Annotated in this window: 25 protein-coding genes; 14 read left to right on the top strand and 11 right to left on the bottom strand. The window is 60.3% G+C overall.

Annotated elements, in window-relative coordinates; all coding sequences use genetic code 11:
* Nucleotides 1–26: 26 nt before the first annotated feature.
* From PseAD21_RS04580 to fdhD, 3 genes are all read right to left on the bottom strand, one after another.
* Nucleotides 27–506 carry a glycine zipper domain-containing protein gene (locus PseAD21_RS04580; RefSeq protein WP_102354665.1) on the bottom strand — a complete coding sequence of 160 codons (480 nt, stop codon included), beginning with the start codon at nt 504–506 and terminating at the stop codon, nt 27–29.
* Between the two features lie 329 nt (nt 507–835).
* Nucleotides 836–3,184, bottom strand: a complete 2,349-nt coding sequence (locus PseAD21_RS04575; protein ID WP_102354664.1) for an FdhF/YdeP family oxidoreductase — start codon at nt 3,182–3,184, stop codon at nt 836–838.
* Nucleotides 3,181–4,020: a formate dehydrogenase accessory sulfurtransferase FdhD gene (fdhD, locus tag PseAD21_RS04570; protein WP_102354663.1), complete on the bottom strand. Its 840-nt coding sequence runs from the start codon at nt 4,018–4,020 to the stop codon at nt 3,181–3,183. The genes PseAD21_RS04575 and fdhD overlap by 4 nt, the downstream gene beginning before the upstream one ends.
* A gap of 373 nt (nt 4,021–4,393) precedes the next feature.
* Between fdhD and lysM the strand changes: the two genes are divergently transcribed.
* Nucleotides 4,394–4,834: a peptidoglycan-binding protein LysM gene (gene lysM / locus PseAD21_RS04565; RefSeq protein WP_102354662.1), complete on the top strand. Its 441-nt coding sequence runs from the start codon at nt 4,394–4,396 to the stop codon at nt 4,832–4,834.
* A 91-nt stretch (nt 4,835–4,925) separates the two neighbouring features.
* Here the strand turns inward: lysM and yrfG are convergent, their stop codons facing one another.
* The gene (gene yrfG, locus PseAD21_RS04560; protein WP_102354661.1) at nt 4,926–5,588 is read right to left on the bottom strand and encodes a GMP/IMP nucleotidase; all 663 of its coding nucleotides are present in this window, start codon (nt 5,586–5,588) and stop codon (nt 4,926–4,928) included.
* A gap of 88 nt (nt 5,589–5,676) precedes the next feature.
* Here yrfG and nudE point away from each other — a divergent pair, with 88 nt between their 5' ends.
* Nucleotides 5,677–6,243 (top strand): ADP compounds hydrolase NudE, encoded by a 567-nt coding sequence (nudE, locus tag PseAD21_RS04555; RefSeq protein ID WP_102354660.1) that lies wholly within the window; start codon nt 5,677–5,679, stop codon nt 6,241–6,243.
* Between the two features lie 11 nt (nt 6,244–6,254).
* Entirely contained in the window at nt 6,255–7,082 is an 828-nt protein-coding gene (gene cysQ / locus PseAD21_RS04550; protein WP_102354659.1) for a 3'(2'),5'-bisphosphate nucleotidase CysQ, read from the top strand.
* 147 nt (nt 7,083–7,229) lie between these two features.
* On the opposite strand, the gene PseAD21_RS04545 is transcribed toward cysQ, so the two are convergent.
* The 4 genes from PseAD21_RS04545 to rfbC are packed head-to-tail and all read right to left on the bottom strand — an operon-like array spanning nt 7,230 to nt 11,460.
* On the bottom strand, nt 7,230–7,685 hold the full coding sequence (locus PseAD21_RS04545) for a YiiD C-terminal domain-containing protein (protein ID WP_102354658.1): 456 nt from the start codon (nt 7,683–7,685) through the stop codon (nt 7,230–7,232).
* Complete coding sequence (locus PseAD21_RS04540; protein ID WP_102354657.1) at nt 7,682–9,067, bottom strand: sigma-54 dependent transcriptional regulator; 1,386 nt, start codon at nt 9,065–9,067, stop codon at nt 7,682–7,684. The genes PseAD21_RS04545 and PseAD21_RS04540 overlap by 4 nt, the downstream gene beginning before the upstream one ends.
* On the bottom strand, nt 9,064–10,872 hold the full coding sequence (locus tag PseAD21_RS04535; protein WP_102354656.1) for an ATP-binding protein: 1,809 nt from the start codon (nt 10,870–10,872) through the stop codon (nt 9,064–9,066). Before PseAD21_RS04535 ends, PseAD21_RS04540 begins: the two co-directional genes overlap by 4 nt.
* A gap of 42 nt (nt 10,873–10,914) precedes the next feature.
* Nucleotides 10,915–11,460 carry a dTDP-4-dehydrorhamnose 3,5-epimerase gene (gene rfbC, locus PseAD21_RS04530; RefSeq protein ID WP_007961846.1) on the bottom strand — a complete coding sequence of 182 codons (546 nt, stop codon included), beginning with the start codon at nt 11,458–11,460 and terminating at the stop codon, nt 10,915–10,917.
* A gap of 146 nt (nt 11,461–11,606) precedes the next feature.
* Between rfbC and PseAD21_RS04525 the strand changes: the two genes are divergently transcribed.
* The 3 genes from PseAD21_RS04525 (at nt 11,607) to PseAD21_RS04510 (ending at nt 16,334) form a co-directional block, all read left to right on the top strand.
* Nucleotides 11,607–14,519 carry an aminotransferase gene (locus PseAD21_RS04525; protein ID WP_102354655.1) on the top strand — a complete coding sequence of 971 codons (2,913 nt, stop codon included), beginning with the start codon at nt 11,607–11,609 and terminating at the stop codon, nt 14,517–14,519.
* Between the two features lie 250 nt (nt 14,520–14,769).
* Nucleotides 14,770–15,876, top strand: a complete 1,107-nt coding sequence (aguA, locus tag PseAD21_RS04515; protein WP_102354653.1) for an agmatine deiminase — start codon at nt 14,770–14,772, stop codon at nt 15,874–15,876.
* A 245-nt stretch (nt 15,877–16,121) separates the two neighbouring features.
* Entirely contained in the window at nt 16,122–16,334 is a 213-nt protein-coding gene (locus PseAD21_RS04510) for a hypothetical protein (RefSeq protein ID WP_007961849.1), read from the top strand.
* Between the two features lie 175 nt (nt 16,335–16,509).
* Here PseAD21_RS04510 and PseAD21_RS04505 read toward each other — a convergent pair whose 3' ends face one another.
* Nucleotides 16,510–18,603 carry a TonB-dependent siderophore receptor gene (locus PseAD21_RS04505; RefSeq protein WP_102354652.1) on the bottom strand — a complete coding sequence of 698 codons (2,094 nt, stop codon included), beginning with the start codon at nt 18,601–18,603 and terminating at the stop codon, nt 16,510–16,512.
* Nucleotides 18,604–18,859: 256 nt separating this feature from the next.
* On the opposite strand from PseAD21_RS04505, the gene PseAD21_RS04500 reads away from it, so the two are divergent.
* From PseAD21_RS04500 to PseAD21_RS04475, 6 genes are all read left to right on the top strand, one after another.
* Complete coding sequence (locus PseAD21_RS04500) at nt 18,860–19,528, top strand: DsbA family protein (protein ID WP_102354651.1); 669 nt, start codon at nt 18,860–18,862, stop codon at nt 19,526–19,528.
* Between the two features lie 295 nt (nt 19,529–19,823).
* Nucleotides 19,824–21,110 carry an OprD family porin gene (locus PseAD21_RS04495; protein ID WP_102354650.1) on the top strand — a complete coding sequence of 429 codons (1,287 nt, stop codon included), beginning with the start codon at nt 19,824–19,826 and terminating at the stop codon, nt 21,108–21,110.
* A 230-nt stretch (nt 21,111–21,340) separates the two neighbouring features.
* Nucleotides 21,341–22,087, top strand: coding sequence for a 2OG-Fe dioxygenase family protein (locus tag PseAD21_RS04490; protein WP_102354649.1), 747 nt, complete (start codon nt 21,341–21,343; stop codon nt 22,085–22,087).
* A gap of 79 nt (nt 22,088–22,166) precedes the next feature.
* Nucleotides 22,167–22,544 (top strand): GNAT family N-acetyltransferase, encoded by a 378-nt coding sequence (locus PseAD21_RS04485; RefSeq protein ID WP_102354767.1) that lies wholly within the window; start codon nt 22,167–22,169, stop codon nt 22,542–22,544.
* Nucleotides 22,541–23,257 carry an AzlC family ABC transporter permease gene (locus PseAD21_RS04480; protein WP_102354648.1) on the top strand — a complete coding sequence of 239 codons (717 nt, stop codon included), beginning with the start codon at nt 22,541–22,543 and terminating at the stop codon, nt 23,255–23,257. Before PseAD21_RS04485 ends, PseAD21_RS04480 begins: the two co-directional genes overlap by 4 nt.
* Nucleotides 23,236–23,553 carry an AzlD domain-containing protein gene (locus tag PseAD21_RS04475; protein ID WP_003220702.1) on the top strand — a complete coding sequence of 106 codons (318 nt, stop codon included), beginning with the start codon at nt 23,236–23,238 and terminating at the stop codon, nt 23,551–23,553. The genes PseAD21_RS04480 and PseAD21_RS04475 overlap by 22 nt, the downstream gene beginning before the upstream one ends.
* Here the strand turns inward: PseAD21_RS04475 and PseAD21_RS04470 are convergent.
* A complete protein-coding gene (locus PseAD21_RS04470; protein ID WP_102354647.1) occupies nt 23,470–24,396 on the bottom strand; it encodes a LysR family transcriptional regulator in 927 nt (308 codons plus the stop codon). The genes PseAD21_RS04475 and PseAD21_RS04470 overlap by 84 nt on opposite strands.
* Before the next feature lie 333 nt (nt 24,397–24,729).
* On the opposite strand from PseAD21_RS04470, the gene PseAD21_RS04465 reads away from it, so the two are divergent.
* The gene (locus tag PseAD21_RS04465; RefSeq protein WP_102354766.1) at nt 24,730–25,140 is read left to right on the top strand and encodes an MbcA/ParS/Xre antitoxin family protein; all 411 of its coding nucleotides are present in this window, start codon (nt 24,730–24,732) and stop codon (nt 25,138–25,140) included.
* The gene (locus PseAD21_RS04460) at nt 25,137–25,817 is read left to right on the top strand and encodes an RES family NAD+ phosphorylase (RefSeq protein ID WP_102354646.1); all 681 of its coding nucleotides are present in this window, start codon (nt 25,137–25,139) and stop codon (nt 25,815–25,817) included. Before PseAD21_RS04465 ends, PseAD21_RS04460 begins: the two co-directional genes overlap by 4 nt.
* A 51-nt stretch (nt 25,818–25,868) precedes the next feature.
* Here PseAD21_RS04460 and PseAD21_RS04455 read toward each other — a convergent pair whose 3' ends face one another.
* The gene (locus tag PseAD21_RS04455) at nt 25,869–26,144 is read right to left on the bottom strand and encodes a DUF3077 domain-containing protein (RefSeq protein ID WP_102354645.1); all 276 of its coding nucleotides are present in this window, start codon (nt 26,142–26,144) and stop codon (nt 25,869–25,871) included.
* Between the last annotated feature and the right edge of the window lie 343 nt (nt 26,145–26,487).

Genomic DNA, 26,487 nt, shown 5'->3' with positions numbered 1-26,487 from the left:
TTTGCTTTCCCGCTTAACGCAACGCGTTAGTCGCGATAGTAGCGGTGATGCTTGCGATGGCCGTAGGCATGGCCGCGACCACGATGTTCGTCGCGGTAGTAGCGACGGTCGTCACGGCCACGATCGTAATGACGACCTTCGTCATTGCTCTGGTTGCCCATGTAGTTGCCCAGCGCGCCACCGGCGCCGCCACCTGCTGCGGCGCCGATCAGGCTGCCGGTGGTGCCGCCCATGCTGCGGCCAACCACGTTACCGCCGGCTGCACCCAACGCACCGCCAATGGCTGCTTCACCACGGCTGTGTTTGTTGGCGCCCACCGCGCTACCACCCGCGCCGCCCAGGGCTGCGCCAATGGTTGAACCTGTGCTGCCGCCTAAAGACTGACCGACGACCGAGCCAAGAACCCCGCCCAATGCGCCGCCCACGCCTGCTTCGGCGGTGCCTCCGGCAGAAGCGAAGCCACTGACCAGGCCAAGGGACAACAAGAGAATCGAGGAGAACTTCATAGATGAGCCTCAAAGGGATGACGGCGCGATCCTGAGGCTGTGTAACAAGGCTGACAATCGAAATCCGACGAATAACACGACCTGTATACAATTATGCAAGTTGCTGTTTTAACTGCGGAACTTAAGCGATTTTTGCCAGTCTTTAGCTACTTCGGACAGGCCGCTTTTGTAAAAAAGCGGCCTTTTTTGTGGGCGCTTGAAAGGTGCAGGGTACAAAGAATTGCGTTGAATGAGCCACCGCTATCGCGAGCAGGCTCACTCCTACAGATAGAACACAGTTCAACTGTCGGAGTGAGCCTGCTCGCGATAGCAAGGGTGCTGACAGCGCTTTACGCGGACTTGGCCATGATCAACCCGGTCTCACTCGCTGCCTCGAGCCGGATCGCAATGAACTTCGACGTCGGCGTATGGCTGCCTTCCCCGGTGCTTTCCAGCGGCACCAGCGGATTCACTTCCGGGTAATAGGCCGCTGCCTGCCCCGCCGGAATATCAAACGCCAGCAAGGTAAAGCCCTTCACCCGACGCTCACGACCATCGTCCCACAGCGACACGATGTCGGCCTTCTGCCCCGGACGGAAGCCCAGGCGAATGATGTCGGCCTCGTTGGCGAACAGCACATCGCGCTGGCCCTTGACCCCGCGATAACGGTCGTCGAGACCATAGATCGTGGTGTTGTACTGATCGTGGGAACGCATCGATTGCAGGATCAGATCCGGCAGTTGCCCGGTGGCGCGGGTGCGTTCGTGCACCAGATCCTTGGGCAGCATGTTGGCGCGGAAATTGGCCCGGCCCGATGAGGTACTCCATTTGCGCGCGCCGGCCGAGTTGCCGAGGTAGAAACCACCTGGGTTTTTGACCTTCTCGTTGAAGTCCTTGAAGCCTGGAATGGTGTCGGCGATCAGGTCGCGGATGCGTCGGTAGTCGGCCACCAGCCAGTTCCAGTCCACCGGTTTGCTGCCCAGCGTGGCGGCGGCGATACCGGCGATGATCGCCGGTTCCGAGCGCATCTGGTTCGACAGCGGCTGCAACTGGCCGTTGGAGGCGTGAACCATGCTGAAGGAGTCTTCCACGGTGACCGCTTGCGGGCCTTCGGTCTGGATGTCGATGTCGGTACGACCCAGGCACGGCAGAATCAAAGCGTCTTTACCGTGGGCCAGATGGCTGCGGTTGAGCTTGGTGCTGATCTGCACGGTCAGGTCGCAATTGCTCAGCGCCGCGAAGGTGCGCGGGCTGTCCGGTGTGGCCTGGGCGAAGTTGCCACCCAAACCGATAAAGACCTTGGCGCGGCCCTCGGCCATGGCGTGAATCGCCTCGACCACATTGTGCCCGTTCTCACGTGGCACCTTGAACTGAAAGCGCCGTTCCAGCGAGTCGAGGAAGGCCACCGGCGGGCGCTCGTTGATGCCCATGGTGCGGTCGCCCTGCACGTTACTGTGGCCGCGTACCGGGCACAGACCGGCGCCGGGTTTGCCGATGTTGCCGCGCAGCAGCATCAGGTTGGCGATTTCCTGGATGGTCGGCACCGAGTGGCGATGCTGGGTGATGCCCATCGCCCAGCACATGATCACGTTCTTGCCCTTGGCATACATGCGCGCGGCTTGCTCGATTTCCACCAACGTCAGGCCGGATTGCTCGACGATCTGCTCCCACGGCGTGTCATCGACCACGCCGAGGTACTCCAGCACGTTGGCGCTGTGGGCATTGAGGAAGTCGTGATCGAACACCGCCGGGGCGCCAGCCTTCTGCGCATCGCGCTCCCATTGCAGAAGGAACTTGGCCATGCCGCGCAGCAGCGCCATGTCGCCGCCCAGTGCCGGACGGAAGTACGCGGTGTTGGTCGGCTTGTCGCCGTTGGTGAGCATTTCGATCGGGTGCTGCGGGTGCTGGAAACGTTCCAGTCCACGCTCTTTCAACGGGTTGATGCACACCACTTGCGCGCCGCGTTTCACCGCTTCACGCAGCGGTTCGAGCATCCGTGGATGGTTGGTGCCGGGGTTCTGGCCCCAGACGAAAATCGCGTCAGCGTGTTCGAAGTCGTCGAAGGTCACGGTGCCTTTGCCGACGCCAACGCTCTGCGCCAACGCCACACCGCTGGCCTCGTGGCACATGTTCGAGCAGTCGGGGAAATTGTTGGTGCCGTAGGAGCGCACGAACAGCTGATACAGGTACGCCGCTTCGTTGCTGGCCCGGCCCGAGGTGTAGAACTCGGCTTGATCCGGGCTCGACAGGGCTTGCAGGTGCTTGCCGATCAGGGCGAAGGCGTCGTCCCAGGCAATGGGTTTGTAGCGGTCGGTCTGGGCGTCGTAGACCATCGGTTCGGTCAGGCGGCCCTGGTATTCAAGCCAGTAGTCGCTCTGCTCCAGCAGCGCGGTCACGCTGTGTTTGGCGAAGAATTTGCCGTCCACCCGGCGTTTGGTCGCTTCCCAGTTCACCGCTTTGGCGCCGTTCTCGCAGAACTTGACCATGCCGCTTTCCGGCGAATCGCCCCACGCGCAGCCCGGGCAGTCGAAGCCGCCGTTCTGGTTGGTCTTGAGCATCATGCGCAGGTTCTTCAGCGCGTTGTCGCTGGTCAACCAGGCCTGGGCCACACTGATCAGGGCACCCCAGCCACCGGCGGCACCCTTGTAGGGTTTGTAGCGCGGGACGGGTTTCTGGTCGGCTTGATGATGTTGGCTCACGCTTGATTCTCCATCGCTGGGCTGTAGACCCGCGGCGCATTCTTCTGCGGCAGGTGGATGAGATTGAGGTTGTGGCGACGGGCCCATTGCACGGCAAGGCCCGTGGGTGCGGACAGGCTGACCAGGGTCTGGATGCCGGCGCGCAGGACTTTCTGGATCAATTCGAGGCTGCAACGGCTGGTGACGATCGCCAGGCCACCGTCTGTGGATATCTTTTGGCGGATCAGGCCGCCGATCAGCTTGTCGAGGGCGTTGTGCCGGCCGATGTCTTCGCGACCCAGCAGCAATTCACCGCTGGCATTCATGAACACCGCCGCGTGTACCGCGCCGCAGTGCTGGCCGAGTGGCTGGAACGCGCCGATGCGCTGGCGCAGGCCGTCGAGCCATGCGGCGGGCGGCAACGGTGCGCCGGGCAACACGTTAAGGTCGGGCAACGCCTGTTCCACCGCCTCGACGCCGCACAATCCGCAGCCGCTGGTGCCGGCGAGTTGCCGACGCTGTTGCTTGAGGTTCCAGAATGCGCGGTTGGCGATGGTCACTTGCGCGTATTGCGCGGAGCCTGCGCCGGTCAGTTGCAGGTCATAGATGTCGCTGGCGTCCTCGATGATGCCGCTGCCGAGGCTGAAGCCGACGATGAAGTCTTCCAGATCCGTTGGCGTCACCAGCATCACGGCCTGGCTGATGCCGTTGTAGGCAATCGCCAACGCAACTTCCTCGGCGAGCGCGGTGCTGGCCGATTCCACAAGGGGCAGGTCACTGTAGCTGTAAGTCTGGCTGGCGGCGGGCGCGGGCGTTTCGAGTGCAGGCGCCGCGCAGGCTGGGCGCTTGGCGTTCATGGCATCACCGACGGATTGATCAACGCTAAGACTAGGCGCGGCAACTTGTCGCGTCTAATCGCTACTGTCGATCTATTGATAGATGGCGTCGATCAAGCTGTCGATGCAGACCTCGGCCAACACTGAACGCGGGGCCTCACGACGCCTGATCAGGCCCGGAGGGCGAGGGTCTGTGGGGGGCGATCGGTTGAAGTCGCCGGTGATCGGTGCGTTTTCCCGACCTCCATGCACAGCTTGTAACAATTGATGCGCTGTCACTGCTGCGAAGGGGGCAGGCCCCGGTGACGGGTGGGTCATTGGTCAGTCTGGAACCGCTTTTGTTTGGTGTGGTCTAGGCTTGGGCGTCTGGAACCCAAATCAAGGAGTGTGCGCTATGAGTATTTTTAGCTTTGTGAAAGAAGCCGGCGAAAAACTGATCGACCTGTTGACCCCGGGCAACGCCAATGCCAGCGAGCAGTTGAAGGAACATATCAGCAAGGTCGGGTTGGGCAATCCGAATGTTCAGGCGACCGTGGACGGCGACAAGGTCACGGTTACCGGTGACGTAGCGAGCCAGGAGGAGAAGGAAAAGATTCTGCTGGCGGTGGGTAATATTGCCGGTGTTGGCAGTGTGGATGACCAGATCACGGTGACCGGTCCGGTGGTGGTGGCTGCCGAGTTTGTTGAAGTTAAGGCCGGGGACACTCTTAGTGCGATCTCGCTGCGGGTTTATGGCAATGCCAACCAGTACGAAAAGATCTTCGAGGCCAACAAACCGATGCTCAAGGATGTGAACAAGATTTATCCAGGGCAGAAGCTTCGTATTCCGAAGTAATCCTCAAGTTCGCTAGCGCCAGCAGGCTCGCCCCACATCGGACTGCATTTCAATGCAGGAGCGAGCCTGCTCGGGAATGGGCCAACCCGTCTCAAAGCCCGATGATCAACTCGCGATAATCCTCGACCGCCGCAAACTCGGCGGTGTCCTTCGGCCCTTTGCGGCTGTCCGGCTCTTTGACCGCCAGTAGATGCGCCACACCAAAACTTCGCGCACTGCGCAGGATCGGCAGGGTGTCATCGATAAACAGGCTGCGCGCCGGATCAAAGTCGATGTCTGCCTGCAAGGCATCCCAGAACTGTGGATTCTCCTTGGGGAAACCGTAATCGTGGGAGCTGATCAGCCGTTCGAAATACGGCGCCAGTTCAACCCGCTCCAGTTTCAGCGACAGTGAATCGCGGTGTGCGTTGGTGATCATGATCACCCGTTTGCCAGCCTGTTTGATCGTTTGCAGAAACGTGTCGGCATCCGGACGCAGCGCGATCAGGTGCGCGGTTTCCAGTTTCAGTTCACGCACCGAGAGTTTCAGTTCGGTGCTCCAGAAGTCCAGGCAATACCACTGCAGCTGACCGGCATGGCGCTCGAACAGCGGCTGCAACTCCATGTCGGCCATGGCCCGGCTGACACCGTGCAGTTCGGCGTAGCGCTGGGGCAGGTGTTCCAGCCAGAAATGGTTGTCGAAGTGCAGATCCAGCAACGTACCGTCCATGTCCAGCAGGACGGTATCGATGTCAGACCAGGGTAAAGAAGGCATGGCAACGTCTCGAGCGGTAGAAAGATATCCGACACAAACAATCGGGAAAGCCGCGTTATAGTAGCGCGTTCACGCCAAGGAGCTTTGCATGCGCCAGAAACCCACTGTACTCGCCCGCGAGATCGTCGCCACCAGTCGCCTGTTTTGCGTCGAAGAACTGAAGCTGCGTTTTTCCAATGGCGTGGAGCGCACCTACGAGCGTCTGGTCGGCAAAGGTGCGGGCTATGGCGCGGTGATGATCGTGGCGATGCTCGACAGCGAACACGCGGTGCTGGTCGAGGAATATTGCGGCGGCACTGACGAATACGAACTGTCCCTGCCCAAAGGCTTGATCGAGCCGGGTGAGGATGTGCTGGCAGCGGCCGAGCGCGAGCTCAAGGAAGAGGCCGGTTTTGGCGCCCGCCAACTGGAGCACCTGACCGAGCTGTCGCTGTCGCCCGGTTACATGAGCCAGAAGATTCAGGTGGTGCTGGCCACCGATCTCTACGAAGAGCGCCTGGAGGGCGACGAGCCCGAGCCGATGCGGGTCGACAAGGTCAACCTGCGTGAACTGGTGGCGCTGGCGCAAAATCCGCAATTTACCGAAGGTCGTGCCTTGGCGGCACTGTATCTGGCCCGTGATCTGCTGACGCAACGCGGGTTCTTTCAGGCATGAGTGAGACGTCGATGAGTTTTCCCCACCCGTTGATGGCGCCGGTGATTGAGCTGGCATTGCGAGCTGGCGAGGCGATCCTGCCGTTTTGGCGCGCCGGTGTTGAAGTCACCGCGAAGTCCGATGATTCCCCGGTGACAGCGGCAGACCTGGCTGCGCACCATGTGATCGTGGCCGGACTCACCGTGCTGGATTCCAGCATTCCGATTCTTTCCGAAGAAGACGCCGACATCCCGCAGAGTGTGCGTGCCGGGTGGCAGCGCTGGTGGTTGGTGGATCCGCTGGATGGCACCAAGGAATTCATCAGTGGCAGTGAAGAATTCACCGTCAACATCGCCCTGATCGAAAACGGTCGGGTAGTGTTTGGTGTGGTATCGATGCCGACCAGTGGCCGGTTTTATGTGGGCGGTGCCGGTCTTGGCGCGTGGCGCGGCGACAAGGACGCAACGCCGATCGCGATTCAAGTGCGGGATGTGCTCGCCCCCGATGAAGCGTTCACCGTGGTGGCGAGCCGTCGGCACTCGAGTCCGGAGCAGGAGCGCCTGCTCGCCGGTTTGAGCGCCAGCCTGGGCGAGTTGCAACTGGCAAACATCGGCAGTTCGCTGAAGTTTTGTCTGTTGGCCGAAGGTGCCGCGGATTGTTACCCAAGACTGGCGCCGACTTCGCAATGGGACACCGCTGCGGCGCAGGGCGTGCTCGAAGGTGCTGGCGGCGAGGTATTGGATCTGCAGGGCGAAGCGTTTTGTTATCCGGCGCGGGAATCGCTGCTCAATGAATTCTTTCTGGCGCTGCCGGCGAAAGCGGCGTGGCGCGCAAGGCTACTGGAACTGGCCCGCTCCTGAGTCCTGCATACAGCATTGTAGTGAGGGGACTTATCCCCGATGGACCGCGTAGCGGTCCCAATCTACGTACGACATGAATTGCGACTGCTGCGCAGCCGGTCGGGGGTAAATCCCCTCGCCACAAGTGATAGGTGCATCACTGAAGACTCAGCGGTGCAGAACGTACTGCCCGCTGAAGGTCACCGCATCCTCATCACTACCGGCATTGACGATCCGTGTATTGAGCGTCAACCGTGCCCGTCCGTAACGCCGATACATCGCCAGAAATTTCTTCCACACCGCCGCTTCGGGTGCCGGGCAAATCGCCGTGGCGTCGCCGGTCACCGGCAGCGGATAGCTGATCTGCCCTTCCTGAATCACGATGTGCCCGTCTTCGACGCCTTCATCCTTGAGGCGCAAATGCAGCCAGCCCCAACCTGCCAGCACCGCACCACAGTAGAGGCTGGCGCCGAACATGGTGCTCTTGTGATTGACGTTCGGCGCCAACGGCAAGTGCAGGCTCAGCTGTTGCTCACGCCAGTCGAGTACCTTGAGGCCCATCTCGCGGGTCAGCGGAATATCGTGATGCAGCACGGATTCCAGATAGCGGCTGTCGCGGTTCATTCGGTTTCGTCTCCATGGGCGCCACTGTCGGCGAAATTCAACCCGTGCTTGCGCAGCTTGTCGTGCAGGGTCTTGCGCGGAATCCCCAGGGCTTCGGCGAGGCTGCGTACCGAGCTGTGGGCGCGCGCCAGCTCAGCGGCGATCAACGATTTCTCGAAGTTTTCCACTTGCTCGCTCAGGCCTCCGCTGATGACCTCCGCAACAGTGCCGCCGCCCTCGGCGCCGCTGTTATCCAGCGCCAGTTCCAGGCCGAGAGCGAAACGCTCGGCAGCGTTCTGCAGTTCGCGCACGTTGCCCGGCCAGGTGTGGCGCAGCAGCAGGGCGCGTTGCGCCGGTTGCAGTTCATGCGGCGGCAAGCCATGGCGGGCGCTGGCTTCATCGGCGTAATGCTGGAACAGCACCAGTGCGTCTTCGCCGCGTTCGCGCAATGGCGGAATGCGCAGCGGCGCGACGTTCAGGCGGTAATACAAGTCGGCACGAAAGCGCCCCTGATCGGCAGCCTGGCGCAGGTCTTCCTTGGTCGCGGCGATGACGCGGATGTCCAGCGGGATCAACTGATTGCCGCCGAGGCGTTCGACCACACGCTCTTGCAGCATGCGCAGTAGTTTTACCTGCACGTCCATGCTCATGCTTTCGATTTCGTCGAGAAACAGCGTGCCGCCATTGGCGAACTCGAACTTGCCGATCCGGCGTTTCTGCGCGCCGGTGAAGGCGCCTGGCTCATGCCCGAACAGTTCGCTTTCGACCACCGACTCGGCCAGCGCTCCGGCGTTGATCGCCACGAACGGGCCGTTGCGTCGGCTCGACAAGTCGTGCAGCGCACGGGCCACGACTTCTTTGCCGGCGCCGGTTTCACCGAGGATCAACACGTCAGCCTTGGTCGCGGCCAGCGCGCCGATCTGCTCGCGCAGGCGCAACATCGGCGCCGAATGGCCGACCAGTCGGGCACTCAATTCGTTGCGGTCGCTCAGGGCCAGACGCAGGCTGCGGTTGTCCAGCACCAGGCGGCGCAGGGCCAGGGCGCGGCGCACGCTGTCGAGCAGCGCATCGCTGGCGAACGGTTTTTCCAGAAAGTCATAGGCGCCGGCACGCATCGCCTGCACCGCCAGCGGCACGTCGCCGTGGCCGGTGATCAGTAGCACCGGCAGCTCGGGATCCTGAGCGTGCAGTTCGCTCAACAACTCCAGACCGTCCATGCCCGGCATGCGGATGTCGCTGACCACCACACCAGGCCAGTCACGCTCCAGTTGTGCGGCGAGGCCTTTGGCTTCGGACAACGGGAGGATTTTCAGGCCGGCCAGGTCCAGGGTCTGGCCGAGGGCCTGACGCAGGTGCGGATCGTCGTCGATCAACACCACCTGAATGCGATTGTCGATGGTCATGCACTTCGATCCTCGGACGGTTGCAGGCTGACCCCGGGCGCGCCGGCGCGCAGCCGCAGGGTGATCAAGGCGCCACCTTGCTTGTGGTTGGCGAACGACAGTTCACCACCGAAGGCGCGCATCAGGGTTTCACAGATCGCCAGCCCCAGCCCAAGCCCCTGCGTGCGGGTCTTGGTGGTGTAGAAGGGCTCGCTGGCGCGGCCAAGGGCTTCCATGCAGAACCCCGGGCCGTTGTCGCGAATGTACAGATTGACGCCTTCGGCAGTGGATTCGGCACTCAGCCACAGTTTGCGCGGCGGGCCTTTTTCGGTGAGGGCATCGAGGGCGTTAGCCAGCAGGTTGCCGAGCACCTGGCGCAGACGGGTTTCCCCGGCTTCGACCCACAGGGTGGCGGCGGGCAGGTCGCGGATCAATTCGACCTCCATGCTGCGGCGCCGTTTGGCCAGCAACGCCAGCGCATCGTCCAGCGCCGGTTGCAGGGCGACGCTTTCCGGGGCGTGGCGGTCGCGGCGGGCGAAGGCGCGCAGGTGGGCGATGATCGAGGCCATGCGCCCGGTCAGTTCGCTGATCAGTTTGAGGTTGCCGCGAGCATCGTCGGTGCGCTGATGATCGAGCAGCACTTCGGCGTTTTCGGCGTAGCTGCGGATCGCCGCCAGCGGCTGGTTGAGTTCGTGGCTGATGCTTGCCGACATGGTACCCAGCGCCGACAGTTTGCCGGCCTGGACCAGATCGTCCTGGGCGCGTACCAGCTCCTGCTGGGCCTGTTCACGCTCCAGTACTTCCTGCTTGAGACGGCGGTTGAGGCCCTCCAGATCGCTGGTTCGCTCCGCCACTCGACCTTCCAGTTCGCGACGGGCCTTGGCTTCGAACGCGATGCGCTCCAGATAATGCCGGCGGCGCTGCATCATCAATCCGAGCAACAGCATCACCACCAACAGTGTGGCGCCACCGATCGCCACAACGGTTCGCACCGGGCGGTCGATCAGCGTGCGTGGGGCAAGGATGCTGACGCTCCAGCCGGTTTCGGCGATGTCGACGGTTTGGATCAGCCAGGCGCTGTCGCTGAGGTTCAGCGGGCGCGGTTCGCGGGTCGGATAGGGCAGGATGGCGGTGATCGCCGAGCGCTCGGTATCGCTCAAAATTCGGGTCGAACGAAAGCGCCATTCCGGGCGTGAGGTGAGGATGACCACGCCGTTGTGATCGGTCACCAGCAGTTGCTCCGGGGTCTTGCCCCACAGGCTTTCGGTGTGGTCGAGATCGACCTTGATCACCAGCACGCCGATGATTTTTTCGCCGTTGCGCACTGCGGCGGCGAAGAAATAACCGCGTTTGGCCGAAGTAGTGCCAAGGCCGAAGAAACGCCCCAGACGCCCGGCCATGGCTTCGCTGAAATACGGACGGAAAGCGAAATTGCGTCCGACGAAACTGTCATGTTTGTCCCAGTTCGACGCCGCCAGAGTCTGGCCACTGGTGTCCATCAGGTACATGACTTCGGCGCCGGTCTGTGCGGCGATGTTTTTCAGCAGGCGATTGGCGTTGCCTTGGGTGACGCCGTCGTCCGGTGCCCCGAGCACGGCGCGCAGGGCCGGCAGATCGCCGAGAATCTGCGGCAACACTTCATAGCGGTGCAGGGTGCCCAACAGGTTGGCGACATAGAGGTCGAGGGTCTGGCGGTTTTGCCCGGCCAGTTCACTGCGGTAATAGCGCTCGGCCAGATGTTCCAGCGGCCACAGCAGCGGCGCCAGGCACAGGGCCAGCAGAGCGAGGCTGCGCCAGCGGGGCCTGCGGGGAAGAGATGGTTTCATGAGCCGGATGCGCCTGAGTGAACAGGCGCATTATGCCTAGGCTCAGGCGAAGACGTCAGCGTCCTTGAGCAGCGCACCGGCCTGATCCTTGGCCGACAGCTTCGGCGCTTCGTCCAGTTGCCAGTCGATGCCCAAAGCGGGATCGTCCCAGCGAATGCTGCGCTCGGACGATGGATCGTAGTAGTTGGTGGTCTTGTAGAGGAATTCTGCGAACTCGCTCAGCACCACGAAACCATGCGCGAAACCTTCCGGAACCCACAGTTGACGGTGGTTTTCAGCCGACAGGCGGACGGCAACCCATTTGCCAAAGTGCGGCGAGCTGCGACGGATGTCCACGGCCACATCAAGCACTTCACCTGCGGTTACCCGGACCAGTTTGCCTTGGGTGTTCTGCAGTTGGTAATGCAGGCCGCGCAACACACCTTTTTGCGAGCGCGAATGGTTGTCCTGGACGAATTGGGTGTCCAGACCGGTTGCCTCCTGGAACGCCTTGGCATTGAAACTCTCGTAGAAGAAGCCGCGCTCGTCACCAAATACCTTGGGTTCGATGATCAGAACACCGGGCAGATCGGTGGTGATTACATTCATGAGGTTTTTCCAGATAGATGTGAATGGCCGACATTCTTGCGCAAAGCGTCGGCGGATGCGAGCGCCTGAATAACCGCGATCGGGGGTTGCGCATCCTCCGCAGCAATGGCGATATAGGCGCCTAATAAAATTTCAGGGGTCGTTTCATGCCGCTCGCCACGTTGATTCATCGCGCCAGTTTGCCCAGCCCACAGGTCTCTGAGGCGCAGGCCCGGCAGTGGCTGGCGGAGCATTACGGGCTCAGCGGCACGTTACAGGCGCTGGGCAGTCAGCAGGACCTCAATTACCGGGTCGACAGTGAGCGTGGGCGCTTTGTCCTGAAAATCTGCCGTGGCGATTACGCGCTGGTAGAGCTGCAGGCCCAGCATGCGGGTCTCAAGTACCTCGCTGAGCACTCGTCGGTGCATGTGCCCAAGGTTATCCCGGCCAAAAACGGCGCAGATCTGTTGTCTCTGCAGGCCAATGGCGAGCCGGTGCACGTGCGGCTGCTGGACTACATCGAAGGCCAGCCGCTGACCCATCTTGAGCACCTGGGCCACGGCGTGGTGGCCGGTTTTGGTCAGCTGTGTGGCGAGATGGACCTGGCGCTGGCCGGTTTCGACCACCCGGGTCTTGAGCGCACCCTGCAGTGGGATGCACGCCATGCCAGTGCGCTGATCAACCATCTGCTGCCGGTGATTCAGGACGAGCGCCAGCGCACATTGATCGCTGATGCCGCCGAACAGGCCGAGCGCCGCCTGCAGCCATTGCAGGACAAGCTGCCGGTGCAGGCGATTCACATGGACATCACCGACGATAACGCCGTCTGGCAACGGGACGCCCGGCGCCACTGGCAATTGCAGGGCGTGATCGATTTCGGTGATCTGGTGCGCACCTGGCGGATCACCGATTTGTCGGTGACGTGCGCGGCGCTGCTGCACCATGCCGGCGGTGATCCGTTCGTGATTCTGCCGGCGGTGCAGGCCTATCACGCGGTCAATCCGCTGCATCATGAAGAGTTGCAGGCACTGTGGCCGCTGATCGTGGCGCGGGCGGCGGTGCTGGTGCTCAGTGGCGAGCAGCAGGTCAGCATCGATCCGGGCAACACTTACAGCCGCGACAATCTTGGCCACGAGTGGGAGATTTTCCACGTGGCGACTTCGGTGCCGCTGGCGTTGATGGAGGCGGCGATCCTCACGTCGGTCGGCCAGCCTCTGCCGGCCATCGGCAGTGAAGGTTTTGCGCCGTTGTTGCCAGAGCTGGTCGGGCGCGAATTCGCGTTGATCGACCTGGGTGTCCTCAGTCCGCATTTCGAGGCGGGCAACTGGGAGCAGGACGGCATTGATCAGCGGCTGCTGACGGAAGCTGCCGCCGCGCATGGCCTGGCGGCGAGTCGTTATGGGCAATGTCGCTTGTCGCAGACGCGAGCGGACAGTGCGGTCGAGCCGGACACCTTCCCGCTGCACGTTGAGTTGCGCGTGCCGCAAGGTTCGGCCGTGGAGGCGCCGTTTGCCGGTGTTCTGCATCACGCGGCGGAAGGCGTACTGCAACTCGACGGTCCGCAGTTGAGCGTGCGCCTGTGGGGCGTGAACGCCTCGCTGCACAGCGGCGCGGCGCTGGTCAAAGGTCAGGTGCTGGGTTCGGTCGGTGGGCCGTTGAAGGTGCAGTTGAGCCGTGTGGCAGCGCTGGATGCGCCGTTGTTCTGCAGCCCTTCGCGCGCGGCTGCGTGGCAGGCGTTGTGCCCATCGCCGGCGGCGTTGCTGGGTCTGGCCTGCGATGCCGAGCCGGAGCTGGACGCGAAAACCTTGCTCGAACGGCGCGACGCCAGTTTCGCCCGCACGCAAAAACACTATTACGTCGACCCGCCGCGCATCGAACGCGGCTGGCGCAATCACCTGATCGACATGCAGGGCCGCTCCTACCTCGACATGCTCAACAACGTCGCGGTGCTTGGCCATGGCCATCCGCGCATGGCCCAAGTGGCGGCGCGGCAGTGGTCGCTGCTCAACACCAATTCGCGCTTCAACTATGCAGCGGTGGCGGAGTTCTCCGAGCGCTTGCTGAAGCTGGCGCCGGAAGGCATGGACCGAGTGTTTCTGGTCAACAGTGGCAGCGAGGCCAACGACTTGGCGATCCGTCTGGCGTGGGCCTACAGCGGCGGGCGCGACATGCTCAGCGTGCTGGAGGCTTATCACGGCTGGACGGTCGGTGCCGATGCGGTGTCGACGTCGGTTGCCGACAACCCGCGAGCGCTGGAAAGCCGTCCGGACTGGGTGCACCCGGTGACCGCGCCGAATATCTATCGCGGTGAGTTCCGCGGTCTCGATTCTGCACCGGACTATGTGCGCAGCGTCGAAGCGCAACTGGCGCATATCGCTGCACAAGAACGCCAACTGGCCGGTTTCATCTGCGAACCAGTGTATGGCAACGCCGGCGGTATCTCGCTGCCGCCAACTTATCTGAAACAGGTTTATGCGCTGGTGCGTGCACAGGGTGGGGTATGCATCGCCGACGAAGTCCAGGTCGGTTATGGGCGTATGGGCCACTTTTTCTGGGGCTTCGAAGAGCAGGGCGTGGTGCCGGACATCATCACCATGGCCAAGGGCATGGGCAACGGCCAGCCGCTCGGCGCGGTGATTACGCGCCGGGAAATCGCCGAAGCGCTGGAGGCTGAAGGCTATTTCTTCTCATCGGCTGGCGGCAGCCCGGTGAGTTGCCAGATCGGCATGGCGGTACTGGATGTGATGGAAGAAGAGAAGCTCTGGGAAAACGCGCAAGTGGTCGGCGGTCACTTCAAGGCGCGTCTTGAAGCATTGATCGATAAACATCCGCTGGTGGGCGCGGTGCATGGCTCCGGCTTCTATCTGGGGGTGGAGCTGATCCGCAATCGCGAGACGCTGGAGCCGGCGACCGAGGAGACCACTCTGTTGTGCGATCGCCTGCGTGAGCTGGGGATCTTCATGCAGCCGACCGGCGATGACCTGAATATTCTCAAGATCAAACCGCCGATGGTCACGTCGCGCCGCAGTGTGGACTTCTTTGTCGACATGCTCGATCGCGTGCTCGAAGAGGGCCTGTAAACGCTGCTTTTTGTGGGAGCGGGCTTGCTCGCGAATACGATTTTTCATTCAAAAGTGATATCGACTGCTGTGCCGCCTTCGCGAGCAAGCCCGCTCCCACAGGAATTAAGTGTTAATTCGATTTGTATCGGGATTATTATGAGTTTTTTAGTCTTTCTGCGTATTCAAGCATTTAAAATACGATATTTATCGGTTATAAAGTCGCCATTGCTTTGAAAACCCTCGACGGTTCCCTGGAGTTCAGATCCCGATGACCACTTTGAACAGTACCCCGCGTGACGATGGCTTCTACATGCCGGCCGAGTGGGCGCCGCAGACCCAGACCTGGATGATCTGGCCTGAGCGTCCGGACAACTGGCGCCTGGGTGGCAAGCCGGCGCAGGCTGCGCATGTTGCAGTGGCCAAGGCCATCGCCCGTTTCGAACCAGTGACCGTTGCCGTGTCGGCCGGCCAGTACGAAAACGCCCGTGCGCGCCTCGACGTACCGAATATCCGCGTGGTCGAGATGTCCAGCGATGACGCCTGGGTGCGTGATACCGGCCCGACGTTCGTCATCAACAACAGCGGCGAAGTGCGCGGTGTGAACTGGGACTTCAACTCCTGGGGTGGTTTTGAAGGCGGGCTGTACGCGCCGTGGAACCGTGATTCGCAGGTCGGTGGCAAGATCCTCGAAATCGAGCGCAGCCCGCGCTATCGCACTGAAGGTTTTGTGCTTGAAGGCGGTTCGATTCACGTCGACGGCGAAGGCACGCTGATCACCACCGAAGAGTGCCTGCTCAACCACAATCGCAACCCGCACCTGGGCCGCGAAGAGATTGAAGCGGTGCTTCGCGCCAACCTGTCGGTGGATAAGATCATCTGGCTGCCGGATGGCCTGTTCAACGACGAAACCGACGGCCATGTGGATAACTTCTGCTGCTACGTGCGTCCGGGTGAAGTGCTGCTGGCGTGGACCGACGATCCACAGGATCCGAACTACCCGCGCTGCCAGGCCGCGATGAAAGTGCTGCAAAGCAGCACCGATGCCAAGGGCCGCCCGTTCACGGTGCACAAGATGCCGATTCCGGGGCCGCTGTACGCGACCGAAGAAGAGTGCGCCGGTGTCGATCCAGTCGACGGTACGCAGGAGCGCAACCCGTCCGTGCGTCTTGCCGGCTCCTACGTGAACTTCCTGATCGTCAACGGCGGCATCATCGCGCCGAGCTTCGACGATCCGATGGATGCTCCTGCGCGGGAAATCCTGCAGAAGCTGTTCCCGCAGCACGAAGTGGTGATGGTGCCGGGCCGTGAACTGTTACTGGGCGGCGGCAATATCCACTGCCTTACCCAACAGCAGCCTGCCCCGCACAAAGAGTGAGTTGAGACGTAACAGCTTGAGTTGATTCATAAATCGGTCAGGCAAAAATTAGCTCGCTATTGATGTAAAGAAGCCCGCGGCCCTGTTGGACCGCGGGCTTCTTTGTATCCGCTTGTCGACAAATCGCAAACCTTGGCATAGCTCTTGTATCGGACAAAGCGCACTAGGGAGAGGGAGGAACTTCAACAGTTCTGTCATAAACCTTGGATAACGTAGCCGCTCACGAACGGGGAGAGAGCGCTGAAATGAACGCCGAAGTGAACGTAGTCAGCGAGCGGACTTTGCATCCCATGGCCGTAAACGGCGAATCGCTCCAGATTGTCGCGCACTTTTTGAAATCCAACGGAACGCGTCAGATCAGGGAACCTGATCCGCGCCGGATGATGATCGAGCGCTACCCCGCTGGCCTGTTCAGCGAGGCCGAACTGGAAGCGTTATGGGCTGTGATGGAAGGATAAGAAAAACAACAAGGATTGGTAAAAGCGCTGCCGGGATGGCGGCGCTTTTTTTATGCACAAAACAAAACCACTGTAGGAGTGAGCCTGCTCGCGATGGCGGAGTAACAGCCAACGAATCTGTTGAATGTTAAATAGTCATCGCGAGCAGGCTCACTCCTACAGGTATTGGGTTGAATCAGAAGGAATAGGTGCCGGTCATCACCACGCTGCGCGGTGCACCTGGCTGGATCTGATTTTTGCTGGTGGCCGAGGCGTAGTACTCACGGTCAGTGATGTTGTTCAGCGCCGCGCGCAAGTCCCAGTCCTTGAAGCGGTAGCCGACCAGTGCGTCCCAGCGCCCATAGCCCGGCAACACGGTGGTATTGGCGTTGTCGGCATAACGCTGGCCGACCAGGGTCAGGCCGGTTTCGCCGTACCAGCCCATTTCCGGTTTCCAGGTCAGGAACAGGCTCCCGTTGTGTTTGGCCACGTTGTTGACGCGCTTGCCTTCCAGGCCGTTGTTGTCTTTCTCGATGGTCGTGTCCTGCACGCCGACGCCACCACGCATGTACCAATTGCCGACGAGTTTGCCGGTCGCGGTCAACTCGATGCCGCGTGAACGCTGCAGACCGGTCATGACGGTCAGGGTCGGGTCATTGGGATCAGTGGTGCGGCGGTTGTAGAGCTCCAGGTCATAGACCGCCAGCGTGGTACTCAGGCGATCGTCGAGCCAGTCGCTTTTCACCCCGATTTCTTTCTGTTTGGTCAGCTCGGGACTCAAGTCGTTGCTATTGCCGGCGGCGCCCGGGGTGATGCCGACCAGGCCACCGCCCACCGGCGAGAAGGTTTTGGACCACGAGGCGTAGAACGAATGATTCTGCAGCGGCGTCCAGACAATCCCGAAGCGCGGGCTGGTGCTGTGGCTGTCGCGATCTTCGGAAATGTTCTTGAGCTGGTTGGTCGACTCGATATCGAAGGTGTCGTAGCGCAGGCCGGCCAGCAGTTGCCATTGATCGTTCAGGCGCAGTTGGTCCTGCACGTAGACCGCGCGGCTTTCGACTTCGGTGTGGCTGTCGCTGAACACCTGCATGCTGCCCGTGTGGCGCAGCTCGCGGTTGGGGTTGAACAGGTCAAGCGACGGCACCGGCTGCGCGCCCGGAGTCTTGCCGGTCGCGGCGTTGTACAACGTCGGATCGCGACGCTGGCTGCCGATCTCGACGCCGGTCAACAGGCGATGCTCCAGACCAAACGTGTCGAATCCGCCTTCCAGCTCAATGTTGTTATAGACGTTGCGGGTGGTCAGGTCCTGTTGCCAGTGCTGGCGCGCGACTTTGTTGGTTTTCGGGTCGAAGTCGGTGAGGTAAGTGTTGTCGAAGTCGCTGTCGAGCTTGAACACGCCCAAGGTCTGGCGCAATTGCCAGTTGTCGTTGATCTCGTAGGTGAGCTTCGAACGCAGGGACTGCGCCTTGTCGTCGATGAAATCGTGATCGTTGCCGTAGGTGGTGTCGCGACCGACGTCTGCCGGGCGGCCATTCACCCCCGGAATGCCACGATCCGGCGTGCGGTTGTAACGGCTGTATTCGTATTGCACCAGCCAGTTCAGGTCCGGGGTCAGTTGCCAGCTCATTGACGGCGCGAACAACTGGCGGTTGCCACTGACGCCGTCGCGGAAGCTGTTTTCATCCATGTTGCCCATGTTCAGGCGCAAGCTGAGGTTCTCGCTCGGGTCGGTGCTGAGATCGGCATAAAGGCTACGCAGGTCTTCGCTGCCACCCTGGGCTTCGATGGTCGAGCGACGGCCAGACTCGGGCATCTTGCTCACGCGGTTGACGATCCCGCCCTGACTGCCACGTCCATAAAGGACCGCTGCCGGGCCCTTGAGCACTTCGACCCGCTCGATATTATGCAAGTCGCGCTTGTATTGGCTGTCGTCGCGAACACCGTCCAGATAAAAGTCGTTGCTGGCATCGAAGCCACGGATACGCAGGCTGTCGAAACGAGTGTCGGCGCTGCTGCTGACGTTGGGAATGCCGCTCAAGGCGTCGCCGATGTCATGGGTGCCGTAGTTGGCGACGTTCGACGTCTTGATCGAATCGATCGCTTGCGGCACATAGCGCACTGGCGTTGAGGTGCGGGTGGCGGTGTTGCTGATCTTGACGCGCGGGTCCTCGGCTTGTTCTTCGGCGCGGATCGCGGTAGCGGGCAGCTCGGTGGCAGAGTAAGCAAAACCGCTGGACAGAACGACAGACAATCCAAGGGTGACAGGCGTGAGGCGGAACGGGGCAGGCATTGAAAAGCGCATCCGAAAGGGTAGAAGAATTCAAACGCGCGAATGGTAATGCTTTGCATTTGCTCCTGTAATTTATTCCTGAGAAGTTCCCCTGTCAGACTGTTTCAATTTATGTCGATTTAGATACGGCCTGACCGTTTGGTCCATTCGACCGATTCACGAAACAGTCTGAAAGCCATTCCGGCGTTTTTCGCCCATGCGTGAAGGAATAGTCTGCCGGCATCGACTTTTCCCACTTTTCTGCCGGAGTTCTCCCATGATCCTTCACTACATCTATGACCCGTTGTGTGGCTGGTGCTACGGCGCCAAACCGCTGGTGCAAGCTGCGCAGCAAGTGCTGCCGGTGGTGGCTCATGCGGGCGGAATGATGAGTGGCCCGAACCGCCAGCAAGTCTCACCGCAATTGCGCAATTACGTCATGCCCCATGATCGGCGCATTGCCGAATACACCGGTCAGCCATTTGGCGAGGCGTATTTCGAAGGTCTGCTGCGCGATCACTCGGCGATTTTCGACTCCACCCCACCCATCGCTGCGGTGATGGCGGCAGAGGCCATCGACGGCCGCGGCCTGGAGATGCTCAGGCGTTTGCAAACGGCGCATTACGTGGAAGGGCGGCGGATTGCCGATGAGTCTGTGCTGTTCGAAATCGCGAGTCAGATGGATTACGCACGGGAGGCTTTCGCGGTTGCGTTTAAATCCGTTGATACCCAAGCGCATGTAAAAGCCAGTCGCGCCCTGCTGGCACGGTTGGGCGGGCAGGGCTTCCCGACATTGGCGCTGGAGCAGGACGGGCAATTCACGTTGATCGATATCAGCCCTTGGCTGGGTAAACCGCAGGCCTTCGCCGACTGGTTGGGGCAAGCGATTGTGGCTGATGGGGCGGCTCAATCCCCCGCGCAATGTGGTCTCGCCGGCTGCGCGTAATCGCGCTGGATTCACTGGCTAAGCGCATTTCCGAGCAATGGGCTATCGCAAAATTTACGATTCTTAGACGATTTTTACCTATTTAAAGACGATTCTTGAAATTGACACATTATTGAGGGCGCGGCTACGATTCGGCCCAACGCCTGTGGCTAACCGCCATGACTCAAAATAATAAAAAGGCCCGCCACGGTTTTGTCGTGGGCGGGTCTTTTTGTTTCGGGGTGAAAAAAGAGTGCATTAGCGCCGTTTCAGCCGTTCGACACAGCGCGTTTCAACCCGTAATAAGGAAAACAAAATGTTGAACAAGCGTATCAGTCTGATCGCACTGGGGATGTTGAGTGCCACACAGGCCATGGCTGACGGCCAGGCCGAATCCAAGGGTTTTGTAGAAGACAGCAGCCTCAAAGTGCTGCTGCGCAATGCCTACATCAATCGTGATTACAAAGACGGCAACAAAGACAAATCCGAGTGGGGCCAAGCCGCCATCGGTACGTTCTCGTCCGGCTTCACCCAAGGCACCATCGGTGTGGGTGTGGATGCATTCGGTCTGTACGCATTGAATCTGGAGCGCAGCGAAGATCGCAGCGGCGCACAAGGTATCGACTTCTTCAAGAAGGGCGACAGCGGCCACCCGGCCAACGACCTGTCCAAGGGTGGCGCGGCGGTCAAATTCCGCCTGTCCAACACCGTGCTGACCTACGGTGACCAGATGCCGGCCCTGCCGGTGCTGAACTACGACAACTCGCGTCTGCTGCCGGAAAGCTACACCGGTACCTTGATCACTTCCAAAGAGATCAAAGGCCTGCAACTGGACGCCGGTCGGTTCACTGCCGAATCGCGCAAGAGCGCTGAAGGCCGTGACAGCGGTGGTCTGAAGGCAATCAACGTATTGGGCGGTAGCTACCAGTTCACCGAACAGTTCAAGGCGGCGCTGTACGCTTCCGACGTTGAAGACGTGTTGAAGAAGCAATACGTGAACGCCAACTACGTATTCCCGATCGACAAGGATCAGTCCCTGACCCTGGACTTCAACGGCTATCGCACCAAGCTCGACGACTCCTATGTTCGACAGAGCGGCGCTACCGGTGACGACAACAAGATCTGGAGCCTGGCAGCGACTTTCGTCACCGGCCCGCACTCGTTCACCGTGGCGCATCAGCGCTCCACCGGCGACAGCAACCTGGGCTACGCCTACGGTGGCTATCAGAAGGATCAAGGTCGCGTTGGTGACGGTGGCAACACTATCTACCTGGCCAACTCCTACTGGTCGGACTTCAACGCTGAAGACGAGCGCAGCTGGCAGTTGGGTTACGGCCTGGACTTCGGCGCATTCGGCGTACCGGGTCTGAGCTACAACGTCGCTTACGTGCGTGGCGACAATATCACCACCGCAACCACCACCGGTGGCACCGAGCGTGAAATCTTCAACCAGGTCAAATACGTCGTGCAAAGTGGCCCGGCCAAAGACCTGAGCGTGAAACTGCGCAGCTCGATCCTGCGTGTGTCGCAGAAATCCGCCGACTACAACAGCAGCGGCAACGAACTGCGTGTGTTCGTGGACTACCCGATCAACATCTTCTGATGATCGTTCAGGTCTAGACACCTGAGAAAACCCCGACTCGCTCGGGGTTTTTTTTCGACGCTTTTTACGAAAAAACCGTAAAAAACCGGTGTTTTTGTCACTTAAAGGTTGTTTTCAAGCACCTTCAAGTACCGTTTCAAGCAGGGCTTTAAATGCCTGAAATTCTTTCTCATGGACGCAAATTCTCCACCTAATAGATTAGGCCGCTCAACGCAGCGGAGAATTTGGTAATGATCGTTTTGAACAGAGAAGTGGGCGAATCGCTACGGCGGGACAAGTATGTCAACGTCCAGGGTGGTGACTTCAATCTCTACGGTCATTTTGCCGACTTCGTCAGACTGACCAAAAGTTGGGAAAACATGGAGCCAGACAGTTACTACGGTCAGGCCGAAGCCGGCATGCGTTACCGTCGTTACAGCGACTTTGAGTACAACCCGAAAACCCGTGAACTGACGCAACTCGAGCATCGCGCGTACGTGCAGTCGAAAGAGAACAACGCCTACGTGGGCGGCGTTGTGCGGCACTTTCAGGACTTCTCCGATGAAGTGATCACTTCGCCGGTGATGCGCAGCCTGATCGACACCGATTTTGAAGTGTACAAAAGCGTGCTGCCGGAAGAGTTGCACGATGAGATCTGGCAGTGCCAGATCCATCAGATTCGCATCGAGATCAAACCCGGCAAACAACTGGAAATCACCCCGGAAGGGATTCACTGCGACGGCTATCCGTTCAGCGGTGTGCACTTCTGGGGGCGCAACAATGTCGAGGGTGCGGAAAGCCGTTTGTACGATGTGCACGAGCATCAACTGGCGTCGACCACCTACAAGGAAATCCTCGATACCACCTACTTCCTTGACCGCGACATGCGCCACTACGTGACCCCGGCGCGCAACACCCACACCCATGCCATGGCCTACCGGCAGATTCTGGCGATTTCCTTCTCGCGGCCCGGGACCGCTTTCGACATTGTTCGCTAATCAGATCACCCCAATCGATGGCGTCGAGTGCTCGACGCCGGTGGTGCTGCGACGCGCCACCGCCAAGGACGCGCAGCGCATGGAGCGTTTCTTCCGCCAGTTCGACGAAGTGTCGTTCTGCGAGTGGCAGGACGCCAAATGCCTGCGCGGTGTATTGATCCAGAAAACCACCACGGCCTATCTGGCCTTCGACGTGGAAGGCGAAATCGTCGGTGCCGTACTTGGCGGCATGCTCGGCAGTCGCGGCACCATCAACCACCTCGCGGTCAGCCGGCGCTACCGCAGCCAGGGCGTCGGCCAGCGGCTGGTGGAAGCGGCGTCGTCCGACATGAAACGGGTCGGTGTATTACGGATGTTTCTGTTCGTCGACGATGCTAACCTCGCGGGCAAGCGATTCTGGACTGCCCAGGGTTTTTGCGAACCCCACGGCGAGCGGACATTTGAGAGGGATCTATGAATGAAACGTCCGGCAATGCGCCGCTGATGGCTGCCCATCAGCCATCGCGCACGTTTGCCGAAGCCAGCCCGGTGGTGGCCGGTTATTTCACGGTGTCATTCGTGTTCGGGCTGATGGCGGTCAACGCCGGGCTGCCGATGTGGCTGCCGGTGGCGATGTGCTTGTTCGTCTACGCCGGCGCTTCGCAATTCGCCGCGCTGGCGCTGATCTCCAGCGGTGCTTCGCTGACCACCATCGTGCTGACCACGTTCCTGATCAATGCGCGGCACATGCTGATGTCGGTTTACATGGCCAAGGCCCTGCGTGCACTGGGGCTGAGCCGCATGGAGCGCTGGGCTTACGCTGGTGGCCTGACCGATGAGTCCTTTGCGTTTCACAGCGTCAAACTCGGCACCGGCGCGCCGGTCAATATCCGTTACCTGATCGGCTTCAACCTGTTCTGCCACACCTCCTGGGTGCTGGGCGGATTGCTGGGCGCGGTGTGTGCGCAATACGCTTCGCACCTGATCAAATATCAGCTCGACTACGCACTGACCGCGATGATGCTCTATGTGCTGGTGTCGCTGTGCAACACCCGCAACAAACTCATCGCCGCAGCGGCTGCCGTCGCCTGCATGGGCGTGCTGAGCCTGGTCGGCACTTCGCCGTTCAACGTATTCATCGCCACGTTTGTGGGCTGCGGAGTGGGTGTATGCCTGACCAAACGTTCCTGATCCTGGTAGTCGCGCTGATGATGGCCGTGACCTTCCTGCCACGCGCGCTGCCATTGCAGGTCAACACCGAGCACTGGCCGCCATTCGTTGCGCGGGCGCTGGAATACCTGCCGGTGGCGATCGTCGCTGCGATCAGCCTGACTCCCTTGTTGATCAAGGATCAGCACCTACAGCTCGACCGCCCGGAATTTTATGCAGCCATTCCGACGTTGTTATGTGCGTATTTCAGCAAAAACCTCTTTCTCAGTGTGGCGGTTGGGACGGCTGCGTACATTGCGCTCGGCTCGTTCATGTAGCGGCAGATCGACCACGTCGTTCAAGGCCTTGCCTGACAGGTTCGGGTTGTTCACCGCCAGGCGCACTTCGAGGAAGTCCTCGAAACCGGGGAAAATCGTCAGGCCGTTCTTCTGCGCGGCCTCGCGGGAAACCATGCCGACCGCGTCCATCTGGGTGATCAACGACAGCGTCAGGGTTTCGCTGCAGGAATAGACCATGCGCTGACCGTTCTCATGATTGCCCAGACCGGCGTCGAGAAAACGCAGGAAGCTGTGGGAATACGGACAATCTTCCGCAGGACGCACCTGAAACTTGTTGCCCAGCAACGTCAGTGGATCGTTTTCCTGCCCGCAATGGGCACCGACCACCTGCACCTGTACATCCGGCAGGACGATACTAGGCAAGCCCGGACGCTGCGGGCCGATCAGCACCGCAAGGTCAAAGTCTTCGTTCTTCAGCTTGCTGAGGTTTTCCATCGACTCGGCGTAGCTGAATTCCATCTGGTAATCGGGAAACACCTCGATCAGGCGTCCGATCATTCGCCGGTTGAAGTCAGACGACAACGTGTTGTTCAACGCGACCTTCAATGTGCGCTGGCCCGGCACCTTGAGCGCCTCGACCTTTTCTTCCATCTGTCGCGTGGCAATCAGCACTTTGTCCATGTAGGGCGTGAGCTCCGTGCCTTGCGGCGTCAGCGTCAGACCTTTGTTGGAACGACGAAACAAGCGGAAACCGAACTGCTCTTCGACCTTGTTCAACTGCGCGGCCAGGGCCTGCACAGTCAGGCACGAATGCTCGGCTGCGGCCGACAACGAGCCGGTCTGCACGATGCGCATCAGGTTGCGTAAGGTTCTGCTATCCATGGGTAATGCCCTCTGAAGTGGGCTGGGTATTGTTGTTTACGAGACTGCCGATCCGGCGTCATATGCCGGGTATATTCCAGCACCTGAGCATAGTTGTCGCGGGTTTAGTAGCGAATTGATGCCCCTGCCGATGGCTGGAAGCTGACACAGGATCGGGATTTTTGATGACGTGGGGGTGATGAAGGTCAAAAAATGCTGACTTGGAATAACAATTCGTGGCTTTTTCCGGGACCTTATCTGAGAAAGGAATTAATTCATTTGCGGATTAATAGATAACAAACATCCGTATCTGTACTAGGCTTGAAAGCATGTCACTCAGCAATGGAGGCGGCCGTGCCTACCTCATCCCCAGCGCTCACTCCGCGTGAACAACTCGACGTCCCGGAAGCCGGGCGCGTTGCGTTGAAGTTCTTCTTCAACCTCATGGAGCGCTGGGGCTGCAGCACCGAGCAGCAGCGCACGTTGCTGGGGGGCGTCGGCAACACCACGTTCTACAAGTACAAACACCTGCCGCCGAACATTCGCCTGCCGCATGACACCCTGGAGCGCATCTCGTACCTGATGGGTATTCACAAGGCGTTGAGCATCATCTTCAGCAACAGCCGCGAGCGCGCCTACACGTGGGTCAGCAGTCCAAACACGGCTGCACCATTCAATGGCCGAACGGCGCTGGATTACATGCTGGCGGGGAGGGTGGTCGACATCGCCGACGTGCGCCGCTACCTCGACGGGGTGCGCGGTTGAAGGCCCCGCCGCTGGTCGAGCCGCAATGGCCCAAGGCCTACCGGATCGTCAACAGCAGCTTCCCGCCGATTGCGCTGTTCGAAGACGTGCTCGAACCCGAAGACCTGGAAATCGCCTACGCCCTGGAAGCGCTGACCAATGATCGCCTGATCGAGCAGGCCGGCGTCCTCGCCCGCGTGCGCCCTGAAGACCGTCTCTCTGGCCCCGGTTCCACCCCGGTGATGGCGGCGTTTACCCACATCGGCAAAAGCAGCCGCTTCACCGATGGCACCTTCGGCGTCTACTACGCCGCCAGCAGCCAGGCCGCGGCCATCGCCGAAACTTGCTATCACCAGGAACGTTTCCTCGCGGCCACCCACGAAGCGGATCTTGAGCTGACCATGCGGACTTACGTCAGTCGCGTGGTTAAACCGCTGCACGATGTTCGTGATGGTTTTGCACATTTGCATCAACCCGATCCGGAAGCTTATGGCCCGTCACAGGCGTTTGCCCGACAGCTGCGCGAGTCTGAATCGTGGGGACTGCTCTACAACAGCGTCCGCCTGCCGGGTCATGAATGTGTTGCCGCGTTCCGCCCGCCGGCGGTGTCGATTCCGAAGCAGGGCAAACATCTGCGTTATGTGTGGAGTGCGAGTCAGAGAAGGATTTCGTTTGTGTTTGAGATCAGTCAGGTTTGAAACGCAACAAACCCTCGCGGTATGGCGAGGGCTTGATATTGGCGGTTTACGTCAATGGCTTGCTGTTGGCGCATCCAGCACTTTCACCACGTCGTCGATCAGAGCTTTGCTCAACTCCTGCAGATATTGGGAGGCATAAGCGTGAAGGTCAGGGTCGCGAGAAGCCGTGGAGTCGGCGGTCAGTAGCTTGGAGATGTGAAGCAAGTGTGAGGCGTGCGAGAGGGCGGCAATCACTGGAACACCACGGTTGGTGCGAAACAGCGCTTGATTGGCCTGGAAAGAAAAGTGCGTAAGGCCTGGGGTTTTCAAATCGAGGTAGTGGGTCATTTCGCTTCACCTGCCGTACGTAAGGCGTGGAGCGAGGTGACCGGTGTGGCTGCGCGGCGGATTACGGATGGATTGATGGCATTCATTTGTGAACTCCCTGTATCAAATGAGAGCTGCCAATTCGTTATCAGGCGAATGGGTGGCAGCTATGCGCAGGCTGATAAACCGGAGATACAGGAACCCGGCAGACCCGAAGGTCTCCCACGCACAGCCGCCATTGCACAGTAATGCAGACACGAAAAAGCGCCGGCAAACGTGAATTGGGGCGCTGGTGCGCCTGTATCTTACCCGGGTTATCAGGCCCGGTCGCTGAATTGGCAGCGATGGGATTGACGGTAGCTTG

The organism is Pseudomonas sp. AD21 (genome assembly GCF_002878485.1).
GTDB lineage: Bacteria > Pseudomonadota > Gammaproteobacteria > Pseudomonadales > Pseudomonadaceae > Aquipseudomonas.
This window is presented reverse-complemented; position numbering and strand designations above follow the sequence as displayed.

What these genes read in the sequence shown, in the direction of transcription:
- PseAD21_RS04580 (WP_102354665.1), bottom strand. Translation starts at nt 506, where the DNA reads ATGAAGTTCTCCTCGATTCTCTTGTTGTCCCTTGGCCTGGTCAGTGGC.
- fdhD (WP_102354663.1), bottom strand. Translation starts at nt 4,020, where the DNA reads ATGAACGCCAAGCGCCCAGCCTGCGCGGCGCCTGCACTCGAAACGCCC.
- lysM (WP_102354662.1), top strand. Translation starts at nt 4,394, where the DNA reads ATGAGTATTTTTAGCTTTGTGAAAGAAGCCGGCGAAAAACTGATCGAC.
- yrfG (WP_102354661.1), bottom strand. Translation starts at nt 5,588, where the DNA reads ATGCCTTCTTTACCCTGGTCTGACATCGATACCGTCCTGCTGGACATG.
- nudE (WP_102354660.1), top strand. Translation starts at nt 5,677, where the DNA reads ATGCGCCAGAAACCCACTGTACTCGCCCGCGAGATCGTCGCCACCAGT.
- cysQ (WP_102354659.1), top strand. Translation starts at nt 6,255, where the DNA reads ATGAGTTTTCCCCACCCGTTGATGGCGCCGGTGATTGAGCTGGCATTG.
- PseAD21_RS04545 (WP_102354658.1), bottom strand. Translation starts at nt 7,685, where the DNA reads ATGAACCGCGACAGCCGCTATCTGGAATCCGTGCTGCATCACGATATT.
- PseAD21_RS04540 (WP_102354657.1), bottom strand. Translation starts at nt 9,067, where the DNA reads ATGACCATCGACAATCGCATTCAGGTGGTGTTGATCGACGACGATCCG.
- PseAD21_RS04535 (WP_102354656.1), bottom strand. Translation starts at nt 10,872, where the DNA reads ATGAAACCATCTCTTCCCCGCAGGCCCCGCTGGCGCAGCCTCGCTCTG.
- rfbC (WP_007961846.1), bottom strand. Translation starts at nt 11,460, where the DNA reads ATGAATGTAATCACCACCGATCTGCCCGGTGTTCTGATCATCGAACCC.
- PseAD21_RS04525 (WP_102354655.1), top strand. Translation starts at nt 11,607, where the DNA reads ATGCCGCTCGCCACGTTGATTCATCGCGCCAGTTTGCCCAGCCCACAG.
- aguA (WP_102354653.1), top strand. Translation starts at nt 14,770, where the DNA reads ATGACCACTTTGAACAGTACCCCGCGTGACGATGGCTTCTACATGCCG.
- PseAD21_RS04510 (WP_007961849.1), top strand. Translation starts at nt 16,122, where the DNA reads ATGAACGCCGAAGTGAACGTAGTCAGCGAGCGGACTTTGCATCCCATG.
- PseAD21_RS04505 (WP_102354652.1), bottom strand. Translation starts at nt 18,603, where the DNA reads ATGCCTGCCCCGTTCCGCCTCACGCCTGTCACCCTTGGATTGTCTGTC.
- PseAD21_RS04500 (WP_102354651.1), top strand. Translation starts at nt 18,860, where the DNA reads ATGATCCTTCACTACATCTATGACCCGTTGTGTGGCTGGTGCTACGGC.
- PseAD21_RS04495 (WP_102354650.1), top strand. Translation starts at nt 19,824, where the DNA reads ATGTTGAACAAGCGTATCAGTCTGATCGCACTGGGGATGTTGAGTGCC.
- PseAD21_RS04490 (WP_102354649.1), top strand. Translation starts at nt 21,341, where the DNA reads ATGATCGTTTTGAACAGAGAAGTGGGCGAATCGCTACGGCGGGACAAG.
- PseAD21_RS04485 (WP_102354767.1), top strand. Translation starts at nt 22,167, where the DNA reads ATGGAGCGTTTCTTCCGCCAGTTCGACGAAGTGTCGTTCTGCGAGTGG.
- PseAD21_RS04480 (WP_102354648.1), top strand. Translation starts at nt 22,541, where the DNA reads ATGAATGAAACGTCCGGCAATGCGCCGCTGATGGCTGCCCATCAGCCA.
- PseAD21_RS04475 (WP_003220702.1), top strand. Translation starts at nt 23,236, where the DNA reads ATGCCTGACCAAACGTTCCTGATCCTGGTAGTCGCGCTGATGATGGCC.
- PseAD21_RS04470 (WP_102354647.1), bottom strand. Translation starts at nt 24,396, where the DNA reads ATGGATAGCAGAACCTTACGCAACCTGATGCGCATCGTGCAGACCGGC.
- PseAD21_RS04455 (WP_102354645.1), bottom strand. Translation starts at nt 26,144, where the DNA reads ATGACCCACTACCTCGATTTGAAAACCCCAGGCCTTACGCACTTTTCT.